Origin of the sequence: Vibrio ponticus, from assembly GCF_009938225.1 — a bacterium.
GTDB classification, from domain to species: Bacteria; Pseudomonadota; Gammaproteobacteria; order Enterobacterales; family Vibrionaceae; genus Vibrio; species Vibrio ponticus.
Map to the genome: position 1 here is coordinate 2,436,302 of NZ_AP019657.1, position 14,547 is coordinate 2,450,848.

At 43.8% G+C, this 14,547-nt stretch carries 14 protein-coding genes and 1 tRNA gene; 8 read left to right on the forward strand and 7 right to left on the reverse strand.

The window, feature by feature from the left end:
- The first annotated feature begins 201 nt into the window (after nt 1-201).
- On the forward strand, nt 202-1,134 hold the full coding sequence (locus GZN30_RS10795) for a Gfo/Idh/MocA family protein (protein ID WP_075652303.1): 933 nt from the start codon (nt 202-204) through the stop codon (nt 1,132-1,134).
- Nucleotides 1,135-1,212: 78 nt separating this feature from the next.
- Here GZN30_RS10795 and GZN30_RS10800 read toward each other — a convergent pair whose 3' ends face one another.
- The 3 genes from GZN30_RS10800 to GZN30_RS10810 all read right to left on the reverse strand — a co-directional run bounded on the left by GZN30_RS10800 (nt 1,213) and on the right by GZN30_RS10810 (nt 4,631).
- The gene (locus GZN30_RS10800) at nt 1,213-2,364 is read right to left on the reverse strand and encodes a M20 aminoacylase family protein (RefSeq protein ID WP_075652302.1); all 1,152 of its coding nucleotides are present in this window, start codon (nt 2,362-2,364) and stop codon (nt 1,213-1,215) included.
- 52 nt (nt 2,365-2,416) lie between these two features.
- Nucleotides 2,417-3,394 (reverse strand): DMT family transporter, encoded by a 978-nt coding sequence (locus tag GZN30_RS10805; RefSeq protein ID WP_075652301.1) that lies wholly within the window; start codon nt 3,392-3,394, stop codon nt 2,417-2,419.
- Nucleotides 3,395-3,464: 70 nt separating this feature from the next.
- The gene (locus GZN30_RS10810; protein WP_075652300.1) at nt 3,465-4,631 is read right to left on the reverse strand and encodes a M24 family metallopeptidase; all 1,167 of its coding nucleotides are present in this window, start codon (nt 4,629-4,631) and stop codon (nt 3,465-3,467) included.
- A 330-nt stretch (nt 4,632-4,961) separates the two neighbouring features.
- Here GZN30_RS10810 and GZN30_RS10815 point away from each other — a divergent pair, with 330 nt between their 5' ends.
- The 3 genes from GZN30_RS10815 to dpaL all read left to right on the forward strand — a co-directional run bounded on the left by GZN30_RS10815 (nt 4,962) and on the right by dpaL (nt 7,269).
- Nucleotides 4,962-5,636 (forward strand): helix-turn-helix transcriptional regulator, encoded by a 675-nt coding sequence (locus GZN30_RS10815; protein WP_075652299.1) that lies wholly within the window; start codon nt 4,962-4,964, stop codon nt 5,634-5,636.
- Nucleotides 5,637-5,651: 15 nt separating this feature from the next.
- Entirely contained in the window at nt 5,652-6,035 is a 384-nt protein-coding gene (locus GZN30_RS10820; RefSeq protein WP_075652298.1) for a RidA family protein, read from the forward strand.
- A gap of 64 nt (nt 6,036-6,099) precedes the next feature.
- Complete coding sequence (gene dpaL / locus GZN30_RS10825) at nt 6,100-7,269, forward strand: diaminopropionate ammonia-lyase (protein ID WP_075652297.1); 1,170 nt, start codon at nt 6,100-6,102, stop codon at nt 7,267-7,269.
- A 112-nt stretch (nt 7,270-7,381) separates the two neighbouring features.
- Here the strand turns inward: dpaL and GZN30_RS10830 are convergent, their stop codons facing one another.
- Nucleotides 7,382-7,822 (reverse strand): MarR family winged helix-turn-helix transcriptional regulator, encoded by a 441-nt coding sequence (locus GZN30_RS10830; protein WP_075652296.1) that lies wholly within the window; start codon nt 7,820-7,822, stop codon nt 7,382-7,384.
- Nucleotides 7,823-8,288: 466 nt separating this feature from the next.
- Between GZN30_RS10830 and GZN30_RS10835 the strand changes: the two genes are divergently transcribed.
- The 3 genes from GZN30_RS10835 to GZN30_RS10845 all read left to right on the forward strand — a co-directional run bounded on the left by GZN30_RS10835 (nt 8,289) and on the right by GZN30_RS10845 (nt 12,040).
- Nucleotides 8,289-9,521 (forward strand): dicarboxylate/amino acid:cation symporter, encoded by a 1,233-nt coding sequence (locus GZN30_RS10835; RefSeq protein ID WP_075652295.1) that lies wholly within the window; start codon nt 8,289-8,291, stop codon nt 9,519-9,521.
- Between the two features lie 22 nt (nt 9,522-9,543).
- Entirely contained in the window at nt 9,544-10,734 is a 1,191-nt protein-coding gene (metC, locus tag GZN30_RS10840; RefSeq protein WP_075652294.1) for a cystathionine beta-lyase, read from the forward strand.
- A gap of 181 nt (nt 10,735-10,915) precedes the next feature.
- A complete protein-coding gene (locus GZN30_RS10845; RefSeq protein ID WP_075652293.1) occupies nt 10,916-12,040 on the forward strand; it encodes a GGDEF domain-containing protein in 1,125 nt (374 codons plus the stop codon).
- A 21-nt stretch (nt 12,041-12,061) separates the two neighbouring features.
- Here the strand turns inward: GZN30_RS10845 and GZN30_RS10850 are convergent, their stop codons facing one another.
- Nucleotides 12,062-12,358, reverse strand: a complete 297-nt coding sequence (locus GZN30_RS10850; protein ID WP_075652292.1) for a hypothetical protein — start codon at nt 12,356-12,358, stop codon at nt 12,062-12,064.
- 853 nt (nt 12,359-13,211) lie between these two features.
- A tRNA-Leu gene (locus tag GZN30_RS10855) sits at nt 13,212-13,296 on the reverse strand.
- A 190-nt stretch (nt 13,297-13,486) separates the two neighbouring features.
- Between GZN30_RS10855 and GZN30_RS10860 the strand changes: the two genes are divergently transcribed.
- On the forward strand, nt 13,487-13,963 hold the full coding sequence (locus tag GZN30_RS10860; RefSeq protein WP_075652690.1) for an RDD family protein: 477 nt from the start codon (nt 13,487-13,489) through the stop codon (nt 13,961-13,963).
- Between the two features lie 62 nt (nt 13,964-14,025).
- Here GZN30_RS10860 and luxS read toward each other — a convergent pair whose 3' ends face one another.
- The gene (gene luxS, locus GZN30_RS10865) at nt 14,026-14,544 is read right to left on the reverse strand and encodes an S-ribosylhomocysteine lyase (protein ID WP_075652689.1); all 519 of its coding nucleotides are present in this window, start codon (nt 14,542-14,544) and stop codon (nt 14,026-14,028) included.
- Nucleotides 14,545-14,547: the final 3 nt, after the last annotated feature.

Below are 14,547 nucleotides of genomic sequence, written 5' to 3' on the forward strand. Positions count from 1 at the left end.
ATGACACCTATATCAACAAGCTACTAATTACATTTCTATCATTAATATTAAACGCAATTTAATGCACACATATGAGATGAAGAACCCGTAGATAAACGAAATATTTAACCGACGAATGCTCATTTGTGACTAGTTCGAGAGTTACCCATGACAGGAATCGGCATGATCTAACGCCGATATTTATAGTTTGAGGTAAATTGAATGAGAGTGGCATTAATTGGATTAGGTGATATCGCAACCAAAGCGTATTTGCCGGTAATCGCTCAAATGGCAGATATTGAGATCATTCTATGCACGCGCAATGAACAAGTACTGAGTACTCTTGTCAATCAATACCGAATACAACACTTCACCACCGATTATCAACAGTTGCTCAGCTTTAATATCGATGCGGTCATGATCCATTCTGCGACCGCCACTCACTATGACATTGCCGCGTTTTTCTTAAGTCATGGAATCGCCACTTTTGTCGATAAACCACTGGTTGATAACTATCAAGATGTTGAGCGTTTGCATGAACTAGCAGAGCGTAACACGGTGCCCCTTTATGTGGGTTTTAATCGCCGTCATATCCCGCTGTACAATCAACACTTGCCAACCCTACAGCGAGGTAACCTCAGCGACATTCTTAGCGTTCGCTGGGAAAAAAATCGCTATCAATTACCTGGCGATCTTAAAACGTTCATTTTTGATGACTTTATCCATCCTTTAGACAGCATCAATATGGGGGGAAAATCCGACCTTGATGAACTCCATGTTACGCATCAAAAGCATGGACAACAACTCACTCGCCTTGATGTTCAATGGCAGCATGGCGAAACCATTCTTCAAGCATCAATGAACCGCCAATTCGGCACCACCAGCGAACGACTGCAGGTGTGCCTGGTCAATAAAACCTACGAATTTGATTCTTTTGTCACTGGAACTGTATTGTCCGAAGATAGGGAATTAAAACTGGTGCAAAAGGATTGGACCCCGATGCTCACAAGCAAAGGCTTTGATGCCATGCTTAAAGATTGGTTAGCGGTAGTCAGAGCCAATAAACTCGATAGCCAAATCATCGCCCGTAACCTAGCTAGCCATAAACTGGCTGAATTGCTCTATCAGAAAATCAAACTTCAAATGACAGTGTAAAATGTCAAAAGCCCTAATAGGACTCTTAGGGCTTTGTTTTCTTGCTTAATATATGACAAGCCAAGCGATAAAGTTTAATTAGTTCGCCAATTGCTGTTCAGCTAATGTCTTCCAGAAACCAATACCATCTTTAATGATGTTATCGTTGAAATCATAGTGAGGCTTATGCAATGCAGTACCACCGCACTCACCGACGCCATTCCCCACAAGAATATAGCAACCTTTCGCTTCACGAAGCATAAATGAGAAGTCCTCACTAATCGTAAATGGCTGACATGCCCCATTTACACGCTCCGCACCAACCACTTTAGTCGCGGCTTCTACTGCATAAGCGGCTTCATCAGGCGTATTAATCGTAGATAGGAAACTGTTGTTGAACTTGTATGTGTAGTCCACACCCGCAGACATGCATTGACCAGCGACGATTCGCTCAATCGCCTTTTCAATCTTATGTAACGCCACATCGGTAAAACTGCGTGTATCACCTTTTATCGTCACTTTAGTTGGAATTACGTTAACGGTACCGTTAGTCGCGAACTCAGTAACCGAGATAACCGCTGTTTCATCAATCGCACTCAAATTACGAGATACAATCGTCTGCATCGCGGTAACAATTTGCGCGCCCACGACGATTGGGTCAGTGCCCATATGAGGCATAGCCGCATGACCACCTGTCGCAATTACCTCAATTTCAAAGCTGCTCTCACTCGCCATGATAGAATGTGGACGAGTAACAAAGTGACCAGCTTCAATACCTGGTAAGTTGTGCATTGCATACACAGCATCAATATTCCAGCGAGTAAATAAACCGTCAGCAATCATTGCTTTCGCACCAGTACCGCGTTCTTCATCTGGCTGGAAAATAAAGTAAACCGTACCGTCAAAATTACCATTGGTCGCCAGTTCATGGGCGGCACCTAGCAACATTGCAGTGTGACCATCGTGACCACAAGCGTGCATTGCTCCTTCATTTACTGATGCATAGCAAAATGTATTTTCTTCTTGAATGTGCAGTGCGTCCATATCTGCACGCAGACCAATCGAACGATCGCTTGTACCACGTTTTAGAATACCAACAACACCCGTACCACCAATACCGCGGTGGACTTCGATACCAAACTCTTCAAGCTTAGTGGCAACAAATTCGGCTGTTTGGTGTTCTTCCGTACCAAATTCAGGATGTTGATGAATGTGATGACGCCATTCAATGGCTTTAAGTTCGATAGACATATTAGACTCCATCCGACGTCGAACCTAATGCCGACGCCGGATATTTTTTTACTTAAGCTTTTTGTGCTGTTAGTTCAGTTTCTTTTTTGGTTTCTTCTTTTGTTTCGTATTTAGTAAATACGTACAGAGCAACCACAATTAGAGATACGATAATTGTTTTACCCATCGCCATTTGCTCACCTAGCGTTAGTACCGCAACAAGGTAACCAACCAATGGCATCAAGTTTAAAGCCATTGTTGCTTTTTCAACGCCAATACGTTTGAAAGAGTAAAGCTGAATTAAGTAACTACCACCTGAGATACCTGTACCCAAGAACACAAGCAGTGCAATTAGTAGTGGGCTTTCAAGAATAATAAAGATTTGGCTCAAGTCTAATCCCATCATCAGTACAACCACAAAACCCATGATTGCAACAGAGATGTATTGATAAAGCATTGATACTACTGAACCATATTTTTCAGCAAGGCTAGCACGTAAGTGCGCTGTCCAAGCTAAAGAAAGCATAGAAACCGTTACGTAGATGTAACCCAACATCGGCGTACCACCTTCGATCTGGTTAGTTGGACCAACGCTCATCGCGTAGATACAGATCGCTGATACAATAAATGCAGCCCATTGAATTTTGTTCATGCGGAAATTCATAAACATCATGCCAAAGAATACCGTCGCAAACGGCTGCATACCTTGAATTACACCATTCTCCGTCGCACCAATATGAGACAACGACAAGAAGTTAAATAGAGAGAAAACACCTTGCCCCACAATACCGCACAAGGCAATTTTCAGAATATCTTTTTTATCGATAGTTAACGATGAACCTAAATCGGCACTTAAGCTTTCACTACGAGAAGTAAAAAAGAAAATGATAGAAAGACCAATCACCGCTGTTACATAGCGGAAAAACACTAAAGTCATTGGATCAACAGCCATTGAAAGAGGCTTAGATACTACACCTGTTACCCCCCAAATAACTGCCACAGATATCGCTGCTACCCACCCCAAAAACGTATCTTTACTTGATATATTCATTGTTTAAATCCTTTGTAAATGCTGGCTGCGGTGAGCGCAGCCAACTTAGTCAATGTTATAAAGCGATTATTTAATCGATGATGATCAGTTCTGGCTCGGCGCGCTCTGATAACCATTCCGCACCGTTCTCTGTGATTACGATATTTTCTTCATGCACCATTGACTTACCTGGTGCGTAAACCATGCCTGGCTCCAGTGTCATGACCATACCTGGTACTAGCACTGTATTGTCTGTTGCGGTGTTTGAAGGACGCTCTGTTAGCTCCATACCTAGACCGTGCCCTAGACGACCTACGTCATTACCTAAAGCACCATTTGCTTCTAGTACTTTCCACATAGCGTTGTAGATATCAGTGGTTGTCGCTCCAGGTTTCGCAGCTTCAAAGCCAGCGGTAGTTGCCTCATAAGTCGCACGATATGCAGCTTTAGTTTGCTCACTCGCATGACCAAATGCCCAGTTACGGTCAAAGTCGGAGAAGTAACCATCACGCACTGCACCGGTATCAATGATCAACACATCACCTTCTTCAATCACGCGATCGGTAGGTCCCATAATGATGCTGTCATAACCGTCAGGACCAGAGCCTGCAATGATGTAAGGACATTCATCAGCACCTTCTAGCAGCATATCAATGCGGAATTGCTTACAAATTTCGCGTTCTGTCATACCTGCACGTGCATATTCAGGCACACGTTTGAAGCCCACATTGGTAATACGACAGATTTCACGAGTCTTCTCGATTTCAGCTTGAGACTTAATTTGGCGAAGACCGTGCATCGCAAGAGAGCAGTCAACGAAGTCTTTTTTCACTAGCGTTGTCAGTTTTAGATAGTTGTTCGTTGGCATACGTAGATGCGATTCAATACCTAGAGTTGCACCAACACGACCATGGCGACAAGGAAGGCTATTTAATGCGCTTGCTACTAGGCTGATACCGTCATCTTCAGGACGTGGTGATGGCCAGGTGATAATAGTGTCGATCCAAGTACCTGCCATACCGCTTGCGCCGATTTCAGGAATGATGGCGATTGGTTTGCCTTCTGCAGGAACAATTAAGAACCAAGGACGAGTTGGACTGTGCCAAAACTGTGTGTGGAAACCTGTGAAATAGCGAACGTTTGGCTCTGTTGTAAATAACATCGCGTCAAGTTTCATCTCATGCATGACTTTTTGGGCACGCTGAGTGCGCATTTCAAATTCAGATTGTTCAAAACCACGGTTTAAATAGTTTTGCATAGTGACCTCTATCATTTTGTAGGGAGAGAAGTTCAGCTCTCTAAAGTTCAATAATGTTTACGTTATGGAGCGAAGTATTAACTAGATTACAGTTAAAAAATGTGACCCAAGCCATAGAGTTAACTATCGTGCACTAAAATGAACTTTATTCGCCTAAAAATGTGCTTTAGATCTACATTTGGTAAACTATAGTTAACTTTACTATTGAAATGGCGAAGCGGTAATGTTTTTATAGTTACATAAAGTTAATCTTGAACTGCGGAGTTAGTTGATTTTTTCGACTAAAAATCGGAGAATGGATTAAAGTAAAGTTAACTGTAGTGTCCCGAAATGAATGCAACCAAATACCAATCTTTTAATGTAGAGTTCACTGAAAGTGACAGAGAGCGTTTGCAATCTTACTTTCGCTTAGCTGATACCATTGCCGACTTTATCGGTCCACATTGCGAGGTGGTTATTCACTCATTCGATAGTTTCGAGCAATCTGTTGTGAAGATCGTTAATGGTCATCACACCGGTCGTGAAGTCGGCTCACCGATTACCGATATGGGATTGAAAATGCTTGGGGTATTTGAAAGTACTGGCGAGGTCACACCAAAAAGTTACTTTACGACTAGCAAAGATGGCTCTCTGCTTAAATCAACAACTTGTGTTGTGGCAGGTGATAACAATAAGCCAATTGGCTTGTTCTGTATCAATATGAATCTTTCGCATCCATTTCCAGAAATCATCAAAACTCTAATGCCAGATACTGCCTTGGTTGGCATGCATGAGAACTTTGGCTCTTCACCGACAGAAGTCATAGAGCACGCTCTCGAACATGCCATCAAAGACGTTGAACGAGATTCAACGATTAACTTAAAAGGTAAAAACAAAGCCATTACCAAAATCTTACTTGATAACGGCATTTTTGAACTGAAAGAGGCGACTGCATTTGTCTCTGAACGTCTTGGCATTACACGTCACGCGATTTACAAATACATTCGTGAATACAAATCGGAATAATGGAATAAAGAACAGATGAAAACTCAAATCCATACAGAATCAGCTCCAGCAGCAATTGGTCCATACTCACAAGCTCTAGCATTTAAAGAGTTAGTATTTACTTCTGGTCAACTGCCTCTCGATCCAGAGACGATGGCATTTCCTGAAGGCGGTATTAAAGAGCAGGCTCGTCAATCACTCGCGAACCTAAAAGCCATTCTTGAACAAAGTGGCGCAGGTATTGATACTGTTCTAAAAACAACCTGCTTCTTAGCTGATATGGAAGACTTCGTTGCATTCAATGAAGTGTACACAGAAGTATTTGGTACAGATTGCGCTCCTTCACGCTCTTGCATCCAAGCAGGTCGCCTGCCAAAAGATGCTCTCGTTGAAGTAGAAGCGATCGCTTACATCAAATAATGATGCTCAGGGCGGTTGCTATCGCATCGCCCTTCCTCCACGCAATTTAATTTAAGTAGCTGCCATGTTGAAACTATCTCTGAACTCAAATTACAACGGTGAAACTAGCCCTTTATTTACCCATCAAGCCGCTAAACAAACGCGCGCTTTCCACCAACAAATTGACGGTTACCAACCGACACCGCTAGTTTCACTGCCGACATTAGCTCAACACTTAGGTGTAAAAGCTATTCTGGTTAAAGACGAATCAAAACGCTTTGGTCTCAACGCGTTTAAAGTTCTTGGCGGCTCTTACGCATTAGGTCGCCTGCTCGCCGATCACCTAAACGTGGACATCAGCGAAATCGACTTAAAAACAGTATCAGAAAAACTACCAAAGCCTCTCGTATTCACTACCGCGACGGCTGGCAACCATGGCACAGGTGTCGCTTGGGCAGCTCGTGAAATGGGACAAAAAGCAGTGGTATACATGCCAAAAGGTTCACCTCAAGCAAGCGTTGAACGAATCCGTGGCTTAGGTGCAGAGTGCATCGTTACTGACGTGAATTATGATGATACCGTGCGTTTAGCAAGCCAAACAGCAGATGAGAATGGCTGGACACTGGTACAAGATACAGCATGGGAAGGCTATGAAACTATCCCAACTTGGATTTCACAAGGCTACATCACAATGGCTGATGAAGCACTTGAACAAGCGCAAGCTGACAATATGACGCCAACGCACATCATGCTTCAGGCTGGCGTGGGCGCAATGGCGGGTGGGGTTCTTGGTTACTTTGCTGATGCATTAGGTGCTGACAATTTCAAAGCGATCATCGGTGAACCAAGTGCTGCTGACTGTATTTTCCGTTCAGCCGATGCTGGCGACATGACGCCAGTAACAGGCGACTTAACGTCTATCATGGCAGGTCTTGCTTGTGGTGAGCCAAACCCTGTTACTTGGCCAATCCTGCGCGACTGCTCTGACGCTTGTGTATCGGCTGATGACAGCATTGCTGCACTAGGTATGCGTATCCTAGGTAACCCTCTAAAAGGTGACCAAGCAGTCATCAGTGGCGAATCTGGCGCTATCACAATGGGTATTCTGTACCGACTAATGACCACTGATGAAGGCAAAGCGTTTGCTGAGCAGTTAGGACTTGGTGCTGACTCGACTGTGATGATCTTTAGTACTGAAGGCGATACCAACCCAATACGTTACCGTGATATCGTGTGGAACGGCGCACACAGCTAATTCGCACCACCACTCGATAGCTTAGAAACAAAAGGCACAGTTCAGTGAACTGTGCCTTTTTGCTTAAAAATAAAAGTCTTATTAGGTATTGTCAGCCCTAAATTTCCGACATCTAAAGTTTAAAAATCGTTTTAATGATCTCATTGGCTTTACGTAAATCATCATCAGTGACATTGCACAATCGGTCTTGATAACGAGAGTAAGCAACTAAGTCTTTTTCTCTATGGTGGTCATAAACCACTAAGCCTTTTTCAGTCAATACGAGGCGCTGTTTACGTTTATCATTAGGATGCTCAATGCGATCAATCAGCCCCAATTCAGCTAATTTGTTTAGCGTCTGGGAAATCGCACCTTTGGTCTTATAGGTTACTGCGACAATATCTGAAGCGGTAACAATTTCATGTCTGCCAATGTAATCAACAATATGCACTTCATGGACCAGTAAGTTATCTTCCGTTCCATATGGTCGACTGACTTTGCCATACGCTGAGATTTTGTCTGCGACAATGTTGAGCGTATCCATTAAATGGCTGATTTCTTCCAGATCCTTCATCGACTCTCACTTTTTTATTAATTTTCAGTAATATAAGTCCATACCTGAGTAACTTCAATATAGTAAATTGAGTCTGCCTCGAGCAAAAATCCCATATTACACCAGCACTGCCATTGCTAAGACCTAAACTCACACGGTTCAAGGCATATCTTTCGCGCAGGCAATGTATAGCTTTTCTCCACCAGCGACAATCCCCAATCCCCCCAGAAATCAATCCGGCTTTTTCGCAAGTTCGATGACCAATATTCATTCAATGTTAAAAACCATCGTCTGATATTTGAGCAAGGTTAATGCTCGTAATTAAAGCTGTGAACGGTTAAATGTTAGCCCGATCACGCTTTACTGGTTTATTTAGAGTTCTATCACTAATTGAATATTGATGCTTTGCTCATTTAGTTTAGTGAATATACCATTTTAGTGTAGTCACTAAACCATTTTAGTCTTATAACAAAATGAGTAAAAAATTATGTGGAAAAAATTAGAACCCTACCGCTCATCAATCGTCTTGCTGCTTGCACTTGTTGCTGGTGCGACGCTTGGTATCGTATCTCCTGAACTTGCGCTAAAAGTTAAGCCGATCGGGCAAATTTTCTTAAACCTTTTATTTATGATCATCGTGCCTCTTGTGGGCATTAGCGTAATGTCATCTATTGCTGAAATGACTGACCTTAAAAAACTAGGCAAACTGCTTGGTCTAGTATTGGTTGTTTCAATCACTATGGCTGCAATCCCGGCTCTAGGCATCATCGGTGTTGCGTCTATCTTCGACCCTGCACAGGGCGTAGTTATTGACCTGAACGAGAAGTTCACCGGCGGCCAAGGTGGCATGGACTTCGTAAGCATGTTCACTACTAACGACTTTGTAGGTCTGCTATCTAAATCAAACATCCTTGCTCTAATCATCATGTCGGTTCTTGGCGGTATTGCGATTGGTCAAGCGGGTGAGCGTGGCAAAGTGATCGCTGAGCTACTAAAGAGCGCGAACGAAGTCGTAATGAACATCGTTGGTTTGATCATGAAAGGTGCACCACTCGGTCTTGGCGCATTCTTCGCAGCAACTATGGCGGAGCAAGACACTGAACTACTGAGCACTTTTGCTAGCGCATCTATCCTGTTCTTCGTAACAGCCGCTATTTACTTCGTAATTGGCTCAGTTGTGTACTCATACATCGGTGGTGGCGTAAAAGGCGTGAAAGCTTTCTGGAAAAACGCTGCAGAGCCTTCAATCACAGCACTAGGTACATGCTCTTCTCTAGGTACGCTGCCGGTAACGATTCGCGCGGCGAAAAACATGGGTATCAAAGAAGAGATCGCGGATATCTGTCTACCGCTACTGGTTAACCTAAACAAAGGTGGCGTAGCGATGATTGCTGCACTGAAGATTGTCTTCATCTACGCAGTACTAGGCATGCCTTTCACATTCGACGTATTCGTTACCACTATGATCATCGCGGTTCTATCAGCAATCATCGTAGGCGGTGTACCGGGTGGCGCTTTCCTAGGTGAGATCTTCATCGTAACCACACTAGGTCTACCTCTAGAAGTTATCCCAATGTTGGTAGTAATCGGCACCATCACTGATGCACCAGCAACACTACTAAACGTGATTCACGACCTAAACGCGACGCAAATCGTCGAGCGTTTCATGGGCAAGAAAGAAGCACAAACACAACAAAACACAGAACAGCAGTTAGCATAATAAATACAAAGAGAGTTATCTTATGACTAGTAAAAACATGGAAACCAAATTAGTAACCGCAGGTCGTAAACCACGCTTTCTGCAAGGTTCAGTAAACCCAGTGATTCAACGTGCATCGTCTCTTGTATTTGAAAGTGTGCAACAGAAGAAACACGCAACGGCAAACCGTGCGAAAGGCGAACTGTTCTACGGTCGCCGTGGCACCCTTACTCACTTTGCTCTGCAAGATGCAATGTGTGAGCTAGAAGGTGGCGCGGGTTGTTACCTATACCCATGTGGTGCAGCGGCTGTTTCTAACTCGATTCTAGCCTTCGTTGAGTCTGGCGACCACGTACTAATGACGGGTGCCGCGTACGAACCAACCCAAGATTTCTGTAACATCGTACTGAAAGACATGGGCGTTTCGACTACTTATTATGACCCAAGTGTGGGCGAAAAAATTGCCGAGCTAGTACAAGACAATACCAAAGTGGTTTTCCTTGAGTCACCAAGCTCAATCACGATGGAAGTACAAGACATCCCAGGGATTGTTAAAGCAATTCGCGCTATCAATGAAGAGATCATCATCATGATCGATAACACTTGGGCTGCGGGTATCCTATTCCCAGCACTTGAGTACGGCATCGATATCTCTATACAAGCGGGTACTAAGTACATCATCGGTCACTCAGATGCGATGCTAGGTACAGCTGTAAGTAACGAACGTTGCTGGGATCGCCTAAGAGAGCGCTCTTACCTAATGGGTCAAATGGTGGATGCCGATACTGCTTACGTTGCCTCTCGCGGTCTACGTACTATGGGTATTCGTCTTGCTCAACACGAGAAAGCAAGTATCGAAGTGGCTCGTTGGCTAGCAGATCGCCCAGAAGTAGCAGTGGTTAACCACCCAGCACTACCAAGCTGTAAAGGTCACGAATTCTATGTACGTGACTTCAAAGGCTGTAACGGTCTATTTAGCTTCGTACTCAACAAGAAGCTATCGCAACAAGAGCTAGAGCTTTACTTAGATAACTTTAAGCACTTCTCTATGGCTTACTCATGGGGTGGTTTCGAATCACTGATTCTAGCCAACCAACCAGAAGAGCTAAATGCGATTCGCCCTGCGAATCCAGTAGACTTCGAAGGCACGTTGATTCGTATCCACGTTGGTCTAGAAAATGTGGGTGACCTAATCGAAGACCTAGAAGCAGGTTTTGACCGCATCTACAAATAATCATCTCTATTAACGCTAAAGCCTCGACTCTGTCGAGGCTTTGTTCTATTTAAACTGCCAAAAAAATCGCATTAGTACTTACTACTTTAGCAGAAGATCAAATACACAAAGCAAAAGCCTTTTTATTTACTACGTCGTTCGATAACATCAACCAAGAATTGTTCTAGCCTCAGTGTTACTTATGCCCCAGCACGAAATCGTCGTTTTTCCTTGGAATACTAATTTTGAAACAGGCATCGAAAGCATCGATGAACAGCACAAAATTTTGTTTCGCTTGGTGAATAAACTCGCCAATACCTTAGTCCATGAAAATCGCATTGAAGTCGCTGAAGTATTCGATGAGCTCGCTGCCTATACTGTGTATCACTTCGAAGAAGAAGAACGAGTTTGGGCAGAGTATTTCCAGCAAGATGACTGGGCAAATCAGCATGTCAAAACCCACCAGTCTTTTTTACCAGACATCAATCAAATCAAGCAGAATGCAGAAACCGCCAGTTGGCAAGAAACCATCGAGAGCATCCTGCAATTTCTTATTCGCTGGCTAGCGTTGCATATTCTCGATGATGACAAAAAGATGAGTTTAGTGGTTGATGAGCTACGCAGCGACTACTCATTGGAACAAGCCAAAGAGCGAGCTCAGCTCAAAATGAAAGGCTCTGTCGGTGTCTTAATTGACACCGTTTTAAATATGTATGAAGAGCTCTCTTCTCACGCGATTGAACTTATCCGCGAGAAACATCGCCGCATCAAAGCAGAAAAAGATCTGCTTGCCTTAAACCATCAATTACAAAAGCTGTCGATTACCGATGAACTCTCTGGTTTATACAATCGCCGCCACTTTATGTTGATGATCGAAAATGAACTGCAGCAAGCTAAATTGCAGCAATCAATGTTGAGTTTTATCTCGATCGATCTAGACCATTTTAAAAAGCTCAATGACTCATTTGGTCATCTGAAAGGAGATGAGGCGATTGCCAAGGTAGGGCAGAGCTTAAACTCGATCTTCAGACAAAGTGAAGATCTGGTCTTTCGTATGGGTGGTGAAGAATTCCTGGTCGTCAGCCGTAATGCGACAGTGGATAGAAGTTTAAAGCTAGCAGAGCAAACTCGCCTTGCCGTACAGCAACTGACGATTTTCGATCAATCTCAGCAGCAACAAGTTCAACTCTCCTGCTCTATTGGCGTTTTCTACCATACTCCGCGACCAGAAGATGATTTTCTCTACTATCTAGATAGAGTCGATAAAGCGCTCTACCAAGCCAAGAAGAACGGACGCAATACGGTCGTCAACGCCACTGCCAGTTAGATAGAAGGACACCTAGCCCTTTCAGGATAATGCCTGTATACCATTAAATAGCATGGCTAGACCACTGACTAAAAAGAAAATACCTTTCACTGCATGCCAAAGTTTTCCAGACACGGATTTGCTTTTCCATGCAATAGCAAAGCTAACCACGCCAAAAAGCGAACAAAGAATTCCCCACATAAAATCATCCACCACTGGAGTGAAAATCACCGCATCTTGTATGCCTTCCGTGATGAAGTTATACCCCACCACGCTGACAAAACTGAGTAGTCCAATCAATATGATAAATTTAGTTAATAGTGCTCTGTTACTTTTCATTTTGTGCTCAGCTAAAGGCTATATCTTGTTAGCCATCAATATCATCCGATTGGATTATAAGGAAAAAAACAACGAAGGGCTTTTTATATTCGAGCAGGTACAACAAAAACCCTTAAAAGCCTGAGGTTTTATCGTTTAAATATGGTACCGGTAGGCGACTTGACTGGGCAGGCACACCTGACGCCACGCCGGATATTGAATTTCACTAATTTTCAAATGCCTAAAACGACGAAAGGTCGCTATAAAAGCGACCTTTCTAAATATAGTACCTGTGGTGGACTGACCGGGGGCGCGTTCGACACGCCACGCTGGATTTCAAATTCACAAACCTCAGATACAACAAAGCCCCGACTTTCGTCGAGGCTTTGTCATTTGAATATGGTACCGGTAGGCGACTTGACTGGGCAGGCACACCTGACGCCACGCCGGATATTGAATTTCACTAATTTTCAAATGCCTAAAACGACGAAAGGTCGCTATAAAAGCGACCTTTCTAAATATAGTACCTGTGGTGGACTGACCGGGGGCGCGTTCGACACGCCACGCTAGATTTCAAATTCACAAACCTCAGATACAACAAAGCCCCGACTTTCGTCGAGGCTTTGTCATTTAAATATGGTACCGGTAGGCGACTTGACTGGGCAGGCACACCTGACGCCACGCTGGATATTGAATTTCACTAATTTTCAAATGCCCAAAACGACAAAAGGTCGCTATAAAAGCGACCTTTCTAAATATGGAACCTGTGGTGGACTTACCGGGGTCACGTTCGACACGCCACGCTGGATTTTAAATTCACAAACCTCAGATACAACAAAGCCCCGACTTTCGTCGAGGCTTTGTCATTTGAATATGGTACCGGTAGGCGGACTTGAACCGCCACGCCCGAAGGCAACGGATTTTGAATCCGTCGTGTATACCAATTTCACCATACCGGCATCTTAAGGCTATCGCCTCTTGATGTTTGGCATTATACGTAACAACGCGTATCGTGCAAGTGCAAAAGACTGAAACCACTATCGTTTGCTGATTATTTCGCCATAAAACATTAACCTGTGCGCAAGCTCTCTTTTCACATAAGATGTGAAACATTATCCTGACGCCTATTTTCCAAATTGAGTGACTAGTATGAGTACCCAACAGCCACTTCCACCAGCGGGCTTAATGCGCCGCCTCGGTGCCCTGTTTTATGACAGCCTAATTATTATTGCGATTGAAATGATGGCAGCCGGTATCGTAATCGCCGTTTTACATGCACTGATGGCAATGAACCTTATCCATATCGCGCCTTACGTTGATGTGAGCGATTTACTCACCAACCACCCAGTTTGGAGCCCACTGTACACTTTCTACTTAGCCGCCGTCTGGGTTTACTTCTTTGTCTTCTTCTGGACACGTGCAGGACAAACACTGGGCATGCGCGCATGGAAAATTCAAGTACGTAACCTACAAGGTGGTCGCATCACGGTCACGCAAGCACTTATCCGCTTAGCAACCTCTGGCTTTGGTTTGGCTAACTTTACCGTGCCACTCGATCCCCAAAAACGTGGCTTCCACGATATTTGGGCAAAAACACAAGTCGTGGTACTGCCTAAAGCGCAGTAATGACCAACTCTAGAACGAAAAAAGGAAGGCATGATGCCTTCCTTTTTGTTTTCATCGAATGATCAATCAACGCGTAATTCGTTAAGCATCGATTCTGGCAACGCCAATTCATCGTTTTTGTTAACCGAAATACCCGCAGCGATGATCGCTTCAGCAATTTGCTTTGCTTCATCGAGTGAATGCATTGCCGCGGTACCACATTGGTATTCATTTAGCTCAGGGATCTTATTTTGATCTTCCACTTTCAATACATCCTGCATTGCGGTCAGCCACGCACTTGCTACTTGCTGCTCATCAGGTGCACCAATCAAGCTCATGTAGAAACCAGTACGGCAACCCATCGGTGAAATATCAATGATCTCAACGCTATCACCATTTAAGTGATTCCGCATAAAACCAGCATACAGGTGCTCAAGAGTATGAATTCCCTTTTCTGACAAAATATCTTTGTTCGGTGCAGTAAAACGCAGATCAAACACAGTAATGGTGTCACCCTTAGGCGTAGTCATGGTTTTTGCTACACGTACCGCTGGCGCATTCATGCGCGTGTGATCAACGGTAAAGCTATCTAGTAATGGCATCGT

Coding starts and splice junctions, on each gene's coding strand:
- GZN30_RS10850 (WP_075652292.1), bottom strand. CDS start 12,358: ATGAAAAGTAACAGAGCACTATTAACTAAATTTATCATATTGATTGGA.
- GZN30_RS10795 (WP_075652303.1), top strand. CDS start 202: ATGAGAGTGGCATTAATTGGATTAGGTGATATCGCAACCAAAGCGTAT.
- GZN30_RS10800 (WP_075652302.1), bottom strand. CDS start 2,364: ATGTCTATCGAACTTAAAGCCATTGAATGGCGTCATCACATTCATCAA.
- luxS (WP_075652689.1), bottom strand. CDS start 14,544: ATGCCATTACTAGATAGCTTTACCGTTGATCACACGCGCATGAATGCG.
- dpaL (WP_075652297.1), top strand. CDS start 6,100: ATGTTGAAACTATCTCTGAACTCAAATTACAACGGTGAAACTAGCCCT.
- GZN30_RS10830 (WP_075652296.1), bottom strand. CDS start 7,822: ATGAAGGATCTGGAAGAAATCAGCCATTTAATGGATACGCTCAACATT.
- GZN30_RS10860 (WP_075652690.1), top strand. CDS start 13,487: ATGAGTACCCAACAGCCACTTCCACCAGCGGGCTTAATGCGCCGCCTC.
- GZN30_RS10835 (WP_075652295.1), top strand. CDS start 8,289: ATGTGGAAAAAATTAGAACCCTACCGCTCATCAATCGTCTTGCTGCTT.
- GZN30_RS10820 (WP_075652298.1), top strand. CDS start 5,652: ATGAAAACTCAAATCCATACAGAATCAGCTCCAGCAGCAATTGGTCCA.
- GZN30_RS10845 (WP_075652293.1), top strand. CDS start 10,916: ATGCCCCAGCACGAAATCGTCGTTTTTCCTTGGAATACTAATTTTGAA.
- metC (WP_075652294.1), top strand. CDS start 9,544: ATGACTAGTAAAAACATGGAAACCAAATTAGTAACCGCAGGTCGTAAA.
- GZN30_RS10810 (WP_075652300.1), bottom strand. CDS start 4,631: ATGCAAAACTATTTAAACCGTGGTTTTGAACAATCTGAATTTGAAATG.
- GZN30_RS10815 (WP_075652299.1), top strand. CDS start 4,962: ATGAATGCAACCAAATACCAATCTTTTAATGTAGAGTTCACTGAAAGT.
- GZN30_RS10805 (WP_075652301.1), bottom strand. CDS start 3,394: ATGAATATATCAAGTAAAGATACGTTTTTGGGGTGGGTAGCAGCGATA.